Annotated in this window: 17 protein-coding genes; 12 read left to right on the forward strand and 5 right to left on the reverse strand. The window is 55.7% G+C overall.

What is annotated here, in order from left to right; translation table 11 throughout:
* Window positions 1-170 precede the first annotated feature (170 nt).
* From MUN82_RS12415 to MUN82_RS12435, 5 genes are all read left to right on the forward strand, one after another.
* Window positions 171-575 (forward strand): hypothetical protein, encoded by a 405-nt coding sequence (locus MUN82_RS12415; protein WP_245090825.1) that lies wholly within the window; start codon window positions 171-173, stop codon window positions 573-575.
* Between the two features lie 26 nt (window positions 576-601).
* Entirely contained in the window at window positions 602-1,006 is a 405-nt protein-coding gene (locus MUN82_RS12420) for a hypothetical protein (RefSeq protein WP_245090827.1), read from the forward strand.
* 71 nt (window positions 1,007-1,077) lie between these two features.
* Window positions 1,078-1,368, forward strand: coding sequence for a hypothetical protein (locus tag MUN82_RS12425; RefSeq protein ID WP_245090829.1), 291 nt, complete (start codon window positions 1,078-1,080; stop codon window positions 1,366-1,368).
* A gap of 98 nt (window positions 1,369-1,466) precedes the next feature.
* A complete protein-coding gene (locus tag MUN82_RS12430) occupies window positions 1,467-2,102 on the forward strand; it encodes a DUF1349 domain-containing protein (RefSeq protein ID WP_245090830.1) in 636 nt (211 codons plus the stop codon).
* 409 nt (window positions 2,103-2,511) lie between these two features.
* Window positions 2,512-2,931 (forward strand): STAS/SEC14 domain-containing protein, encoded by a 420-nt coding sequence (locus tag MUN82_RS12435; protein ID WP_245090831.1) that lies wholly within the window; start codon window positions 2,512-2,514, stop codon window positions 2,929-2,931.
* Between the two features lie 29 nt (window positions 2,932-2,960).
* Here the strand turns inward: MUN82_RS12435 and MUN82_RS12440 are convergent, their stop codons facing one another.
* The 3 genes from MUN82_RS12440 to MUN82_RS12450 all read right to left on the reverse strand — a co-directional run bounded on the left by MUN82_RS12440 (window position 2,961) and on the right by MUN82_RS12450 (window position 6,546).
* Complete coding sequence (locus tag MUN82_RS12440) at window positions 2,961-3,284, reverse strand: hypothetical protein (RefSeq protein ID WP_245090832.1); 324 nt, start codon at window positions 3,282-3,284, stop codon at window positions 2,961-2,963.
* Between the two features lie 546 nt (window positions 3,285-3,830).
* Entirely contained in the window at window positions 3,831-6,128 is a 2,298-nt protein-coding gene (locus tag MUN82_RS12445) for a heavy metal translocating P-type ATPase (RefSeq protein WP_245090834.1), read from the reverse strand.
* Between the two features lie 136 nt (window positions 6,129-6,264).
* Entirely contained in the window at window positions 6,265-6,546 is a 282-nt protein-coding gene (locus MUN82_RS12450) for a GNAT family N-acetyltransferase (RefSeq protein ID WP_245090836.1), read from the reverse strand.
* Between the two features lie 164 nt (window positions 6,547-6,710).
* Here MUN82_RS12450 and MUN82_RS12455 point away from each other — a divergent pair, with 164 nt between their 5' ends.
* The 4 genes from MUN82_RS12455 (at window position 6,711) to MUN82_RS12470 (ending at window position 9,675) form a co-directional block, all read left to right on the forward strand.
* A complete protein-coding gene (locus tag MUN82_RS12455; RefSeq protein WP_245090838.1) occupies window positions 6,711-7,187 on the forward strand; it encodes a hypothetical protein in 477 nt (158 codons plus the stop codon).
* Window positions 7,188-7,197: 10 nt separating this feature from the next.
* A complete protein-coding gene (locus MUN82_RS12460; protein ID WP_245090842.1) occupies window positions 7,198-7,446 on the forward strand; it encodes a hypothetical protein in 249 nt (82 codons plus the stop codon).
* 110 nt (window positions 7,447-7,556) lie between these two features.
* A complete protein-coding gene (locus MUN82_RS12465; RefSeq protein ID WP_245090846.1) occupies window positions 7,557-8,390 on the forward strand; it encodes a universal stress protein in 834 nt (277 codons plus the stop codon).
* Between the two features lie 127 nt (window positions 8,391-8,517).
* Window positions 8,518-9,675, forward strand: a complete 1,158-nt coding sequence (locus MUN82_RS12470; RefSeq protein ID WP_245090849.1) for a Gfo/Idh/MocA family protein — start codon at window positions 8,518-8,520, stop codon at window positions 9,673-9,675.
* Window positions 9,676-9,786: 111 nt separating this feature from the next.
* Here MUN82_RS12470 and MUN82_RS12475 read toward each other — a convergent pair whose 3' ends face one another.
* Window positions 9,787-11,883 carry a TonB-dependent receptor family protein gene (locus MUN82_RS12475; protein ID WP_245090852.1) on the reverse strand — a complete coding sequence of 699 codons (2,097 nt, stop codon included), beginning with the start codon at window positions 11,881-11,883 and terminating at the stop codon, window positions 9,787-9,789.
* 164 nt (window positions 11,884-12,047) lie between these two features.
* Here MUN82_RS12475 and MUN82_RS12480 point away from each other — a divergent pair, with 164 nt between their 5' ends.
* Window positions 12,048-13,139 (forward strand): acyltransferase family protein, encoded by a 1,092-nt coding sequence (locus MUN82_RS12480; protein WP_245090854.1) that lies wholly within the window; start codon window positions 12,048-12,050, stop codon window positions 13,137-13,139.
* A 128-nt stretch (window positions 13,140-13,267) separates the two neighbouring features.
* Here MUN82_RS12480 and MUN82_RS12485 read toward each other — a convergent pair whose 3' ends face one another.
* Complete coding sequence (locus MUN82_RS12485; RefSeq protein ID WP_245090856.1) at window positions 13,268-14,134, reverse strand: alpha/beta fold hydrolase; 867 nt, start codon at window positions 14,132-14,134, stop codon at window positions 13,268-13,270.
* A 245-nt stretch (window positions 14,135-14,379) separates the two neighbouring features.
* Here MUN82_RS12485 and MUN82_RS22470 point away from each other — a divergent pair, with 245 nt between their 5' ends.
* Complete coding sequence (locus MUN82_RS22470) at window positions 14,380-15,459, forward strand: acyltransferase family protein (protein WP_375374073.1); 1,080 nt, start codon at window positions 14,380-14,382, stop codon at window positions 15,457-15,459.
* A 239-nt stretch (window positions 15,460-15,698) separates the two neighbouring features.
* Complete coding sequence (locus MUN82_RS12490; RefSeq protein WP_245090858.1) at window positions 15,699-15,980, forward strand: hypothetical protein; 282 nt, start codon at window positions 15,699-15,701, stop codon at window positions 15,978-15,980.

Genomic DNA, 15,980 nt, shown 5'->3' on the forward strand with positions numbered 1-15,980 from the left:
GCTATTACCTGTTCAAGCATTACCCTTCGTTAGGTGTGCAACCAACTATTTCTCCCTACCCCCAACACTCCCTACCCGGATGCTGTAAAAGGCAAAGCACACCATGCTAGCGGTAAGTACAGCCTACGCAACCTACTCTCTACCTTCTCTTTTCCTCTGTCCAGCGTCCTGTGAAGCAAGTATTCTCTACTCCTTCTGTTACCATCTACCTGCATGAAGGCCTCCACCACACCATAGAAGTGCAATGGCTGGATTTCGTCAATAGCGAAACCTTACGCTCGTGCTTACTTGAGGCGTTGCGCTTAGTTCGCCAGCATAGGGTGCGCGCCTGGATAGCAGACAACCGTTTGCTGCGCGCCATCCGTACCAAGGATTTTGAGTGGATGGATAGCCACATCATGCAGCCGCTAGATCAGCTACAGGTCCATCGCCTTGCGGTTATTGACTCGCTGGATGGCATGAATCAGCTGGGCATCAAGCTTTTCTTATCCTCCATCATCCCCAACACCAACATCGTTACCCAGACCTTTACGTCTGCCGAGACAGCACGTGCCTGGGCTACCCTTCCGTACTGATTGCTCTTTCCTCTCCCCTCCCACCTATGCAAACGCTATTCTCTTTTCCTTTTCTCACAGTATACTTGCATACAGGTCCATTCCCGGCGTTAGAAACTCACTGGCGCTCATTTGCCACGAGTACCGAGTTTCGTGACAGCATAGAGCAAGCTGTACACTTAGGCATACAGCATCAGGTAAAAGGGTGGATAGCAGACGACCGGCAACTGGGCGCCGTACGTCCCCGCGATTTGGATTGGGTGTACAATGATGCGTTGCTACCCCTCGACCAGGCCGGCTTACTACGCTTTGCCTTGTTAGAATCACAGGACACTCTCAACCGGCACACCATTGCCAAGGTCTATACGCGTGCGGAGCCGGCCGTGTCCTTTGAAATCCGCACATTTCAGGATATCACCCTGGCCCGCGCCTGGGCCAAAGGAATCGACTAATACTTATAGCAATTATCCTATTTCACCCCTACTACTGGCGAGGTATTTGGAGAATAGCTCTGCGGCACTATATGGACTACGTAGCGTGCCAGCCATTGCAGAAATACTACTTCCTGATACATATGCACCGCAACGAAGCTCTACCACCTGCGCCTACCCGCCTACAAGACCGGGCTCTTGTACTGGCGTTTGTTCTTTCGCTTGCACTAGCCCTCTTCGAATTGCTGTATTTTTATCCGCAGCCTACGTCTACCCATCTGCCCCCGTTTGCCGTGCTATTTAATCCTCTTGCCACTGCGGCCCATGATACGCTCAGCGCACCTACCGAAGGCATGCGTACCGCGGTAGAACCTAGCATCTGAGTGCCTCGGGAGTGTTGCCGACCGCAATTGATTTTATTGCCGGACACCCCAGCGAAAGCTTTACATTGAAATAAGCTTGCTCCTTCTACCTTTGCCACATGAACAAACTTCTGCTCAGTGGTCTATGCTTGATTTTTGCTACCACCACCGCTACTGCCCAATCCTCGTCGATGCGCTGGCTGAACGCTCCTAAGAAAGCCACCATCAACGGCAAGAAGATAGAAGTGCAGGTAGAAGGTGGCACCGACTTCTGGCGGGTTACGCACTACGGCTTTATCCGCGACAACGGCCACTTCTACTACCAGGAGCAGACCGGCGACTTTCTGGCGAAAGTGAAAATTACCGGTCATTACCACGAGTTGTATGACCAGGCCGGGCTGATGATTCGCCTGGACGAGAAGAACTGGATCAAGACCGGTATCGAATTCGTGAAGGGCGTGCAAAACGTTAGCGCCGTAGTTACCCGCGAAGTATCGGACTGGTCGGTGGTGCCGCGCCAAGACAGCCCGCCGGCCGTGTGGCTGACGCTGCTGCGCAAAGGCGACTATGTGGAAATTCAATACTCCTTCGACAATAAGGAGTTCAAGATGCTGCGGCTGGCTTATTTCCCGCCCACGCCAGGTAAGAAAGTACAGATTGGCCTGATGTGCGCCGCCCCGGACGGAAAAGGCTTTCCCGTGGAGTTCGAAGATTTTTCGGTGACGCCCGTGACGGCAACCAGTCCGGGTAAATAGCCTGTCTCCTTCTCCATGTCGCTTCTGACAGCAACTACGTAGCAAGATTACTTCTCCCAAAGCGCTGCTTCACCTTTTGGCCGGAGTAGCGCTTTTTGTTGAGTTGCTTCCGGTATTGCAAGGAAGGCATAGGTACGCGCCGTGCTACTTTCCTTGCTAGCAGTATGAGAATGACGTAGCTCCGGAGTAGCAGCTAGTTGGGTAAGCCGACCAGCAATAGGTACCATTGAACCAGCAGAGCCCTTTACTCACCGAGTTTTCGGCCTTTTTCTTTTTGCTTGTCGTTCTTTACGCTCTTAAGTCTACCGAGCCCGTATACTAGCTCGTCCGAGACTACCCCGCAGCTTCCCTATCTACCCCCTACCTGCATTTATCCTTACAAAGGCGCTGGTTGCGCAGTATCATACCAATGGAGTTACAAAATGGGTTTGGTGAAGTATACCTTACCATTGCATTTGATGCAGCGAATAACTGGGTATATAATAATTGGATCGGCCGACAGACCTACGTAGGTATCATTGCCGGAGCCGATGCGTGCCTACATCCGTTGCGAAACCACGCCTGCGCTTACCTGCTCAACGATAATCGTCAGGTGATTGGCCCCTGGGACCACGCCGTGGACTGGCTGATAACCAGTTGGGCACCTCGGGCCATCAGTCAGGGTCTCACGCATTTTGCGCACATTATCAGCTCTGAGGAATTAGCAGCGCTTTCCGCCGAAGCGATGCACATTGGCATCAACGGGAAGCTGCAGATGCGCATGTTTGATGACAGCGACAAAGCTCAGGAATGGTTGCGAATGGCCCAGCAAGCCATTCGCACAGCCTAAAGCAGGTAGCTTGCTACCTACTTATACGATTATACGATGTAGATACTACGCAGCCAATGTACTGCCGGCTCTACCTCTGTAAAAAACTGAGCCGTGAGGGCTGCCGACGCATCGCAGTTGGCTACTTTGGCCATTTCTACTCTTGTCTGGCTGTTGTGGGCCGTGATGATGGCCCGGTGCGAATAATTAGTCTCGCGCACTACAGCGGGCGTCCATTCGTGCATAAGCCAGGCTACATCAGCCGGCGATGGAGGCAGCATTTCCCGGTGGTCGGTTAGCACCAGTGAAGCCTGCGTGATAACCAGCAGCGCCTTTATGTACCGGAACACGGCCCGAAACTCGGCACTGTTCATCGGTTGCCCGGTCCAGCGTACGTGTATATAGCTATCAGCCAGCCACTCTACTTGGGCTTGGCTGTTGTGAAAGCATAATGCGCAGGATTCAGCAGATGAGCTGAATGAATTGGCTGACGTCATACTCAAATGAGATTTAAAGGTCAGCAAGGGTGAGGGGGCAAGAGAGCGAAGAAGGGCGTGCATACAATCGTAACTTGCTGCCAAGGTTGCCACTTAAATCCCCAAAATCAAAGAACATCTTGCGTAAAATGTGACCATAATTATATCAATAAAATATATAACTTTAATCAAACACTATAACCATAAAGCATTTAATAACAGCTATTTGTATTTAGTCGCTGACAACATAAGAGGCACAATACAGCTCCTATGCTCTTTTTACACTTTTGATTATTTATACAATGAGTACAACTAATTATGTAGTTTAAGTGGAAAAGGCGCCGCACGCGCTACCTAAATTACTTACAATCAACCTCGTTTTATCCAGTTTACCTATACCTATTGCATGTTGCCTTGTCGGGCCAGATGCATTTTGAGAGCTGCCTACCCTCGAAATCCGCGCAGCCGCAACGAGTTGGTGAGCACCGAAACGGAGCTAAGCGCCATAGCTGCTGCCGCCAGCATGGGTGAAAGCAATACGCCAAAGAAAGGGTACAACACGCCCGCTGCGACAGGAATACCTAACGCGTTGTAAATGAAAGCGAAGAACAGGTTTTGACGAATAACACGCATGGTTTGCCGCGACAAATTCAGGGCCGTTACCACGCTCTGCAGGTCGGCACGCATGAGGGTGATGCCGGCTGCTTCCAAGGCTACATCGGTGCCGGTGCCCATGGCCAGCCCTACATCAGCCTGCGCCAAAGCGGGCGCGTCGTTGATGCCGTCTCCCACCATAGCCACTACTCTACCCTCTTGCTGTAGGGCCTGTACCTGAGCGGCTTTGTCCTGAGGCAGCACCTCGGCCACGTACCGCCGAATGCCTACCTGCGCCGCCACGGCCTGCGCCGTTTGCGGGTTGTCGCCGGTCATCATCACCACTTCCAAACCCAGTGCTTGTAGCTTGGCAATAGCGGCGGCGGAGGTAGGGCGCACCGTATCGGCTACGGCCAGCAAACCAGCTGCCTGCCCATCAAGGGCTATATAAAGCACGGTTTTGGCCTGATGCAACAGTGCGTCGGCGGCTTGGGCCAGCGTGGCGGATAGGATAATGCTGGCTTCCGCTAGTAGGCGTTGGTTGCCGATGACCACATGTTGCCCGTCCACCATTGCGCGGGCGCCGTGCCCGGCTACGGCTTCAAAATCAGTTACTTCCAACCCAAAATCCACCGACTGCTCGCCAGCATATGCTACTACTGCCGCCGCTAGCGGGTGCTCCGAGTGTCGCTCTACGGCGGCCGCCAGCGCTAGTAGGTGCGCTTTGGGGTAGCCGAGGGCAGCTACTATGTCGGTTACGGCGGGTTGGCCCTGGGTAATAGTACCGGTTTTGTCGAGCAGAATGGTGGTTACGGCGTGCGCTTTTTCCAGGGCTTCGGCGCTACGGACGAGCACGCCATGTTCGGCCCCCTTGCCGGTGCTGACCATAATGGCCGTGGGCGTGGCTAGCCCCAGCGCGCACGGACAAGCGATAATCAGCACGGCCACAAAGTTGATGAGCGCCAAAGGTAGGCGCATGCCAGCCGGAGCTAGCAAAAACCACACGATGAACGTGAGCACGGCAATGCCAATGACTGTGGGCACAAAGATGGAGCTGATGCGGTCGGCGAGGCGCTGAATGGGCGCCCGTGAGCCCTGGGCATCTTCTACCAGTTGCACAATGCGCGCCAGCATGGTTTGCTCGCCTATCTGCGTCACACGGAAGCGGAAAGCACCGGTTTTATTGAGCGTCGCGCCAAAGACGGCGTCACCGGCTGCTTTTTCTACGGGCAGACTCTCGCCGGTGAGCAGGCTTTCGTCGAGGGCAGAGCGGCCGTCGAGGATGACACCATCGGTGGCTACCTGCTCGCCGGGGCGCACCGTTACTATGTCGTCCACATCGAGTTGCTCTACGGGCAGGTCTACCTCCTTGCCGCCCCGTAGCACGCGGGCCGTTTTGGGTTGCAAGTGCAACAGGGCCCGCATGGCATCGGAGGTGCGGTTTTTGGCGCGGGCCTCCAGCACTTTGCCTAACAGAATGAGGGCAATAACGGTGGCTGTGGTATCGTAATAGGGCTCGGGCATCAGGCCCTGCGCCTGGAAGAAGCCGGGAGCCAGCGTCACGGCTAAGCTATACAGAAAGGCCGCGCCGGTGCCCACGGCAATCAGCGTGTCCATGTTGGCGGTGCGATGCCGCAGGCCTTTCCAGGCCGAGGCGTAGAACTCGCGGCCGCTATACAGCACCACGGGTAGCGTGAGCACTAGCAACAGGTAGTTGAGCCACTGCATGTTGATGCGAGCAGACAGCGCGGGCCACAGCATCAGCATGGAGAGCGGCATGATAACGGCCGTGAGGGCAGCCGCTACCCATAGGCGCCGCTTGAGGTGACAGTAGGCCTGAGCTTTTTGCTGATCGAGAGCAGCTTGGCGGTCGGCGGCGCTGGTATCGGGACGGCGGGCTGCCACATCGTAGCCGGCGCGGCGCACGGCTTCGCGCAGCACGCCTGGCGAGGCCATACCCGGTTCGTACTCTACGGTGGCCTTTTCGGTGGCGTAGTTCACCAGGGCCTGCGTGACGCCCGGCGTGCGGCGCAACGACCGTTCGACGGCCGACGCGCAGGCCGCACAGCTCATCCCTTCGATATCGAGGGTAGCCGACGCGGTGGGGCCAGATGCAGTGGGCTGGTCGGCGGCAGATTGCGTATCCATAGCGGGTAGGAAGTTCAGATTGAGTGGGAAGCCACGCGGAGGCTTCACATACTATCTACTAAACCAACAACCCCTACCCAATGGATGTGCGACATTCACTGGGCAACTGTACAGAATTTTGGCCTACCCTACCTTGCTATGCCAGCAAATCCTGGTACTCGGCGTGGTGGGCCTGCACAAATTTCTCCATGAACTCGCAGCTTGTGCGCACATGTAGCTTCTGCTCACGAGCGAAGTCGAGGGCCTGGCGGGCCAACGCATCGGCTACGCCCTGGCCCCGTAGGGCTTTATCTACAAAGGTGTGGGTGAAGTCGATAACGCCTTCGGTGGGGAAGCTATAGGCCAACTCGCCCTGGTGGCTGTCGATGTTGACGGTAAATTCCTGATCCTGGGCTTGGTGCTCGATAGGGAAAGACATAAGCGGAAGATGTTGAAAAAGAAAACAAAGCAAGATGCGGTGCTGGCCATGCAGGCAATTTTTGCCGTCAGAGGTAGCCACGCGTTGCCCGCTTTACGTAGTTCAGGGAGCGGGGGCGGTCATTCGCACCGTTTTTCCGCCGTTTCACTCTAAGTCTCTCTCCCATGCAAAAGCATCCCAACGACGGCAGCAACGATAATCCGGACGAGTTCAGCGAGTTTCGGAAGCCGCAAGAAAATCAGAACGTCTTCAACCTGAAAGAAGGCGAAGAAGCGTCCAAGCAGCCCATGCATCCCAATCCGCAGGCGGCGCAGCCCAATGCTGGTACGCCCGGCTATGGCGACTTTGGCAAGCAGCCAAACACCTCTACCAGCGGTACGGAGCATAAGCCGGCCGGCACCAACCCTGGCGGCTCTGCCGCGCCGGACACAGTAGACCCCTATCAGCGGGGTGGAGTGGCCCAGAACCAAGACCCGCAGGGGGTAGCCAAATCGATGCACGCCGATGCGCAGGAAGACGAAAGCCGCACTTCCTGGGCCGATGACGACCCTCGCTACGGTAGCGGTACTCGCAACTGGCCTACCAACGAGCCTGGCAACCCCACCACGGAAGGCCCCGACCCAAACAAGGATAATCTGTAATTCTGATTTTATGGCTGATTCAGCAAATAACACGCCCGACAACCAACCCATGTCGGAAGAGCAGCGCAAGCACCACGAGGAGCTGTACTCCTATAAGAAAGACGACGAAGGAACGCTCGATACTTCCGACATGCTGGACGAGGCCTCGAACGGCCTACCCGATACGCCCACCGCTGGCCCCGACCCCGATACCAGCAGCCAGACCGACGAGTTGCTGTCCCCTGGCTTCAACAACCCTATCGACGACAATAACCGCTAAGCGGCTGCTCGTACGGCGTAAGCCCGCTCTTCCACGCTGCTGGAAGGCGGGCTTTTGCATTGCTACCTAATCAGTTATATCAGTCTTATCACCCCTAAACGTAGTGCTCCATGCATCTGCTTGTACTAACCGATTTCTCGCCCGCAGCCGATCAAGCGCTGGCCTATGCCGATGCGCTGGCCGTGCAGCTACATGCCACGCTGGTGTTGCTGCACGTGCAGCGCACATCGATTCTTGATTCGGAGGCTCTTACGGGTAGCCTGTCGCCGCTGAGTGAGGGCGAAATTGCTGCGGCTTTGTTGCAGCGGCGCAACGGGTTGTCAGCACCGGTTGTGACGGAGGCCACCGTGGCCCGCGTGGCCGAAGCTGCTACCGCGGCAGTGCAGCGCTACCAGCCGGTGTTGCTGTTGCTGGGTAGGCCCGCCGCCACTGCCGACTCGCCGGAGGTGGTAGGGCACACCACAGCCCTCAAGCTGCTTGGGCACCTACCCTGCCCACTGCTGATCGTGCCCGAAAAGGCTTCTGCCCCTATGCCCCCGCAGTGCGTTGCCATTGCTGCCGACAACCAGCCTTTCACGCTTTTTCCGCAGGCCGAACCCGTAGTGGCTTGGCTGCACCGGCTACCTGCCCAGTATACTATTGTGCACGTAGCCGAGCCCGAAGACAACGACAGCGCCGTGGTAGCCTGCCGACAGGTAATGGCTAGCGGCTTACTGCCTGCCACTGCGCACCCTCGCCACCACGGCGTGCGCCACCTCTCGGTGGCCGATGGCATTGCGCAGGGCGTGCAGGAAACCGAAGCAGAGTTGCTGGTTGCGCAGGTGCACCGGCACACATGGCTGGGCGACTTGTTTCATCATAGCGTCACGGCTCGACTGGTGCAGCGGGCTACCCTGCCGGTGCTATTGCTACCCATCAATGGTTCATCGTCTATTATTGGCTGATTATCTAGAACATATGCTTCTTAATGAAATTAAAACCGCATTAAAACACAGCTAATCAAGCTAATAAGCAGAACCACGGCCAACGTAGCGCGTTCAGGGAAAGTCATTATTCCTTACATCCGAACGCATGCACGACCTAAAGCATACTACCTCACGCCGTCATTTCTTGCGCAGTGCGGGGCTGGGCACCACCGCCGCGCTGGCTGGTGCTGCCGGCCTCGCGCCCCTCACCACCGCCGCACGACCTATGCAAAACGCCGATAAGAAAAAGCTAGGCTTCGCCATCGTAGGGCTAGGCAAATTCTCGCAGGAGGAAATGATGCCGGCTTTCAAGGATTGCAAACACGCCGAGATTACGGCCCTGGTGAGCGGCTCGCCCGACAAGGCCCAGCGTCTGGCCAAAGAGTATGGCGTGGACTCCAAAAACATCTACAACTATCAGAACTTTGATAGCATTAAGGATAACCCGGCGGTGGATATTGTATACGTGGTGCTGCCGCCCAGCATGCACGCCGAGTATACCATTCGGGCGGCGCAGGCTGGCAAGCACGTGCTCTGCGAAAAGCCTATGGCACCTACCGTCGAGGAATGTCAGCGCATGATTGATGTCTGCAAAAAGGCCAACCGCAAACTGATGATTGCCTATCGGGCGCAGTTTGAGCCGTTCAACCTGGATGCCATTGAGCGTATTCGCAAGGGGGAACTGGGAAAAATTCAGGCTATTACGTCGGACCATGGCCGCATTGTAGACCCCAAGGGCGACAAGGCCGATGAGTGGCGCGTGGTACGCAAGCTGGCGGGCGGCGGCTCGCTGATGGATGTGGGCATCTACTCCCTGAATGCGACGCGCTACCTCACCGGCGAAGAACCCGTGGAGGTAACGGCCCAGGAATACAGCGACAAATCGGACCCGCGGTTTAAAGAAGTGGAGAACAACATTCACTTCACGTTGCGCTTCCCCAGCGGCATTCTAGCCACCTGCACCAGCTCCTACGACATCGAGCAGGTGAAGCGCTTCCGGGTGTTCGGCAACAAAGCCTGGCTCGACCTCGACCCCGCAACCGACTACTACGAGCACGAAATGACCATTGGCAAAAAAGACGGTCAAATGAAGCCCAGCATCAAGGAAGGCAATCAGTTTGCCGCCGAGCTGGACCACATGGCCGAGTCGGTGATGCAGAATAAAACGCCCAAAACACCCGGCGAAGAAGGCCTGCAAGACGTGAAGATCATTCTGGCTATCTACGAGGCCGCCAAAAAAGGCAAACCGGTGAAGGTGAATTGATAGCAGCCTCCGTTTTGGAAGGTACAGCTACATAGCTCAACGTCGTCTTTCTACACACGAAGGCCCTACCCCTCATCAGGGGTAGGGCCTTCGTGTGTATTCATTTTACTTTTACCAACGCCAACCAACCGTGGCGCCACCGTACCAGTTGCGGCCGTTGGCGGGCTGGAAATAGCGGCCACCAAATGCGTTCAGGTCGTTGCCGAGGCTATAGTTGCGGTCCGTAAGGTTGTTGACACCCGCAAACACGTCCAGTTCCAAGCGGTCCAGTAAGGTACGGCGCCAACCGGCGCGGCTGCCGAAAGTCCAATAACCGGCGGCGTATTCCGTATTGGCATCGTTGAGTGGTAGGCGGGCCTGGTGGTTGATGGTGGGGTAGAGATAGAGTCCCAACTGCGAGGTGGCATCTACGCCGGCCGTAAGCGTGTGCGGTGCGGTGCCCGTGAGGCGGTTGCCACTGAAATTATTGCCTCCCGACTCGTACGTGCCAAAGCGGTAGCGCTGGTAGGCATAGCTGGCCCAGGCGCGCACGCCGGTAGGTAGGGCGGTGGGTTGAGTACCAACGGCGGCACTACGCCATAGCCAGCCGCTTACGGTGGCTTCTACCCCACGTTGGCGGGTGGTGCCGGCATTGTAGAACACGCTCACGCCCTGGTCGGTGGTGCGCGTCACGATGGTTTGGCTGAGCCGGAAATCGTAGGCCGCCACATCAAACGTGAGGCGTTCTTGCAGGAAGGAGCCACGAGTCCCTACCTCGTAGTTGGTGCCGCGCTCGGCCTGCAAATCCTGGTTCAGGGAGCCATCGGAGGTGCGAATGTCGTCGGTAGTAGGGGGAGCGTAGCCAGTGCTCACACTTCCGTACACCGACCACTGCGGCGTCAGTTGCTTCAGCAGGGCCACCCGCGGTGATACCTCCGGCCGGAAGGTGCGCGTCAGTTCGTAGCCATCGGGGTTGGTGGTGGCGTCGGATACGCGTGCAATGCGGTAGCGCAGGCGGTTGTAGCTGGCCGCTACCGTTAGCAGAAAATCAGCAGGCAGCTCGTAGTCAGCCTGCGCGAAGCCGAAGCCCGTGAGTGTACGCACCTCGTCGTTGTAGCGCAGCGCCCCTACCCTACCCCTCTGGTTCTGGAAGCTGCGCCCATCTAGGAAGCCTGTTTGCAGCTCGCCGCCCGCCGTGAGGCGGAGCGTACGGCCAGCCAGTGCCGTGCGGTAGTTAAACGCCGTGCGCCCACCGCCGCCTAGCTGGGTATTGCGCTCATAGTCGGTAATAGAAGCGGTGCGAATAGCGCTGCCCGTGGTGTAGAGCGTAGTTTTGTTGGAAAAGCGCTCCGTGAAGCGGTACTCGTGGGATACACCTAGTAGCGCCGTGCGCGAAGCATAAAAAGTATTTTGCGCCACCGACCCCGCTACGGTAGCCGTGCTGGGTCGCGCCTGTCGCGGGTCTTGCGCAAACTGCGCCCGCGTGAGGCCACCAGGCAGTTCATAGTCAATATCGGTGTAGAGCACGTGCACGCCAATGGTCTGCTTGGCTGATGGCCGAAACTCGCCATCGAGGGTCACTACGTCGCGGCGCAGGCCACCTTGCTGGCGGTAGCCATCGAGGGTTTGGCGCACGTACTGGGCCCGGATGGCGCTGGTAGCCGTGCCGCTCTCGGCCACAGCCGCGTAGCGCCGCAGTCCGTAGCTGCCCGTAGTGAAACCTACCTGCGCCCGCGTAGTGCCCGCCTCGGGCTGGCGGGTGCTGAGCAGTGCCACGCCACCTGTACCGGCACCATACACACTGCCGGCCGGACCTTTTATGACCTCAATTCGCCCGATAGTGGCAGCATCGAGCAGATTGAGAGCTGTGCTGCCGGTGGCGTCAGTAAACGGAATATCGTTGTAGTACACCTTCACGTTTCGCACGCCATAGGGCGAGCGTAGCGAGCTACCGCGGATGTTGAGCCGGTAGCTGGCCGTGGCGCGCTCCTCCAGCCGCACACCAGGCAGCGTGTTCACGGCCTCGGCCAGGCTGGCCTCATTGAAGCGGCCAATAACGCGGGTATCTACTACCCCCACAGCGGCGGCCGTGCGGCGCAACGGCAGGTTTTGACCGTAGCCTACCACCGTAGCTTCGGGCAATACACGGGCGGCGGCGGTGTCGGGCGGCGCGGTCTGGGCATGTAGGGTAGCAGGCAGCAGCAAGAGCAGCAGGTAGCGGTAGGCCATCGAGAGGGAGCAAGGTGTGTTGTGCCCAACGGGAAGGGCTGGATGTTTGTTCGGGCAATTTTCTGCGTTGTGGCTCCTCACCTTCCCCACGTAGCAGATTTGTGGTAGCTTGGCTGCTCTTTGTCTGCGCTAACCCGATACCCCAGTAAGCCCCACGCCCCACTATGTCAGCAGTTCCATCATCCCCTACCCTCTCCACTACCAGGCCCCATTTAGAAGTACTGGACGGCCTCCGTGGGCTGGCGGCGGTGGCGGTGGTGGTGTTTCACTTCATGGAAATTATCATTCCTGATTCCAGCAAGAACTTCATCGGCCATGGCTATTTAGCCGTTGATTTCTTTTTCTGCTTATCGGGTTTTGTTATTGCCTACGCTTACGATAATCGAATTGCCGGAATGGGTTTCGGGCGCTTTATCGCGCTGCGTCTCATCCGTTTGCATCCCCTAATTCTTATCGGCACCGTTATCGGCTTGGTGGAATTTCTTTTTGACCCGCTGGTTGACCTACATGCCGTGTATGGATCCGGAAATGCTGTTTTACTGGTCTTATCATCCGCCCTGCTGATTCCCTACCCGCTGGTTAAGGAGCGGTACGCTAATATTTATCATTTGAATCCGCCTACCTGGTCCTTGTTGTGGGAATACGTAGCCAGCATTTTCTACGCACTGCTGCTTTTCAGACTGCGCAACAAAGTGTTATGGGCGCTGACAGTTGTTGCGGCCGTGGTACTTTTCTACGCAGCGTATCATTTTAAAAACCTGGCTGCTGGCTGGAGTGGCGAGACGTTTTGGGGCGGCGGCGCCAGGGTGTTTTTTTCGTTTCTGGCGGGCATGCTGGTGTACCGCTCGCAGTGGATCCTACCGTCGCGGCTTGGGCTGGGCGGCGTCAGCATTTTATTGCTGCTTGCCCTTCTCTCTCCGTTTTCTGATCAGTATAACTGGCTAACGGAGCCGCTTATCGCTATTTTCTACTTTCCGTTTCTGATTGCCTTGGGTGCCGGTACGCAGGTATCTGACCGGCTGGCGGCCGTATGCACGTTTTCCGGCGAGATTTCCTACCCCCTCTACATCATTCACTACCCCTTTATCTGGCTGTTTTATAGCTACTTTCAAATACAAAAGCCTGGCACCAACCAGCTGAGCGTACTTGTACCACTAGCAACCGGTGCGCTGCTACTGATGGCCTACCTAACGTTGATCTGGCTGGACATCCCTATCCGGCGACGCCTCAAACACTGGCTGGACAAAGCACGTTAAGCATTTATTTCAGAGCGATGTAGAGACGCAAGGATGCGTCTCTACGTCCGCGCCGTGTGGCCGATGTCGTTCAACGACGAGATGCAAGGATGCGTCTCGCCGTCGCTCACTGCACCGCAATTTTTTGTCTATTCCAGCCCTTTCAGCCCGTACCTGGCAAAGTTCAGCAAGTCGCGGTTGAACCGGTCTTTATCGGTTAGGAACAGGCCGTGGGGGGCGCCGTCGTACTCCACGTAGGCGGCCTGGGGCACGTATTGCCACATCCGGCGCCCGCCCGCGTCCGCGGCGGCCAGCTCGTCGTGGCCGCCATGAATGACCAGGGTAGGGATAGGCACGGCCAGACTCAAAAACGCCAAATCTGCCCGAAAATCGGTGGTGCCGAAAGCCGCAATGCACGCTTCGGTGGCCCAGGGTGCAGCACGGTTGCAAAGCTGCTGCATCCATTGCAGCGAGGCGCTGCCCACAGAAGCGTGCAGGAGGCCGCTGCTGTAAAACTGCCGGTTGTAATCGCGCAGAAATGCGAAACGGTCGGTGCGGACGCGGGTTGTTTCCGCTGTCCGGTCTTCCTCGCTCAACCCCGCCGGATTTGCCTCGTCCTGAAATAGGTAGGGCGTTACGGACGACGCAAAGACCACCTTGCTTACCCTAGCGCCCTGGTGACGACGCATGTAGCGGGCCACTTCGCCTCCACCCATCGAAAAGCCTACCAGCGTCACGTTTTGCAGGTCCAGCGTATCCAATACTGTCTTTAGGTCGTCGGCAAAGGTGTCGTAGTCGTAGCCGTGCCAGGGCTTGTCGGAATGGCCGAAGCCGCGCCGGGAAAAGGCCACTACCCGCACTCCGTAGCGCGGTAGCTCCAGTAGTTGCGGCTCCCACATTTCCAGGCTGGCGGGGTAACCATGTAGCAATACAATGGGGTCGCCCTCGCCCAAATCGACGTAGTGCAGGCGGATAGGCTGGTGCCGGTCGTCGTGACCGACGGTCAGAAAGTTCATGTAGGCAGAGCAGAAGGTGATTGGAGTTTGTGCGTACGGTCCAACGCAGGTGGCCGTTTCGTAGGCTTCGGTGGTTTTTGCGTAGTTTAGGCACTACCCTACCTTGTATATTTTATCTGTTTAGTGAAATAATTCATTCTACCTTTAATGAATTATTTTGTCATTTTTCTCAAAATCCCTGATTCTCTTACGTGCAAAAGACGCATCTAATCAGCAGAAAATCGATTAGTGGTAACACTAGTGTTATGCTAGATTCTCTGCGCATAGCAGCTGCCTTCATGGTATTAATATTCCATGGAGCAGTGCAATGGCTACCATCTTACCCTGACGCCGTGGCGCTGCTGAGCAATCTGGCGCACGCGGCTGTTGTGGTCTTTTTCGTACTCTCCGGCTATCTGATTTCTTATACTACCACTAGTAACAACCGCGGCGTCCGACAATACAGCGTCGCTCGCTTGAGTAGATTGTACTCTATTGTGTTACCGGCTTTGCTAATAACCATCGGCATTGAGTTGCTCGTTCGCTCGCTCAACCCGACCCTAGCGGCCGAATACTCCAGAGGCAACTCCCTGCCGCGTTATGTACTTTCTTTCTTCTTTTGCACCGAGGTCAACTTCTTCTCTACCTCCCCTCCCATTAACGGTCCCCTGTGGTCGTTGAGTTACGAGTTTTGGTACTATGTCCTTTTTGGCCTGTGGTTTTATCGTACCACGTATCGCAAATCGTCGCTTATCCTATGCCTAGTGGGCCTGTTTGTTGGGCCCAAGATTTTGCTGCTCATGCCCATTTGGCTACTAGGCTATCTGGCTTACCGACTACCTAAGCCCCCAATCCAGAGCGGGCTTTCATGGCTATATGTGCTGCTACTGCTAAGCACCGTTTGCCTACTCGCTATCTATTTACCCGACTTCCCCTATGCCCTCGGACACAAACCCCTCTTTTATAGTAATCGATTTGTAACAGATATAGTTATAGGTTTAGTTTTCGCAATAGCAGTATGGCTATTGCCACTGGATAGTCATACCAGTAGCAACAGATGGGTCCAAAATTTTAGGATTATATCCGATCTATCATTTCCACTATATATTCTACATTTTCCTTTATTAGTATTATGGAGAGCCTTATTCGGCTATAATGTCAATGATATAGGGCAATTATCTTTCGCTATTGTAGCAGTCACATTAATATCTTCATTGATTGGTTTTTTACTCGAAAAGCAGAGGGGCAAGTGGATACTTCTTTTTAAGTGGATATTTACTTATATAAAACCACCTGCCACACACCCATCACAACAAGTAGAACCTTTAGTACAATTAAAAAAATAAGTGTTCGTTAAGATCTAAAAATTATTTATCATAGTTGCGTACTGAACCGAGTGCGATATTATACTGTGACACTTATTTAGGGAAAATTATTCAATGTAAGCACCTCATTCCCAATTTTATTTACCCATAAGCAACACTCATTCCTAAGTACTTTCGACACTTATTACATTGATAGGAAAGAGCAAAGAGTAAAGAGTAAAGAGTAAAGAGTAAAACATTTTTTACTTAGCTAACCTGCGATGAAACAATACCTCACCCCCAAAGTGCTGGCCGCGCTACAGAGCCTGCCCACCTCCGACGCCCCTACCCCCACCTCGCTGGCCACCACGCCCGAGGAGCTGCACCAGCGCGCCATCCAGCTCGACCCTACCCTGGCCGAACAGCCGCTAGACGCTATCGAAGCCCAACTCGCCAGCATCTACGACGATGATACCTGGACGCAACAACAGCTGCCACAGGTACCCGAGGGGGTAGCACATCGGTACACGTATGTGTATGTGAACCAGGAATTATTAGGGTAA

It is taken from the genome of Hymenobacter aerilatus, assembly GCF_022921095.1.
Taxonomy (GTDB): domain Bacteria; phylum Bacteroidota; class Bacteroidia; order Cytophagales; family Hymenobacteraceae; genus Hymenobacter; species Hymenobacter aerilatus.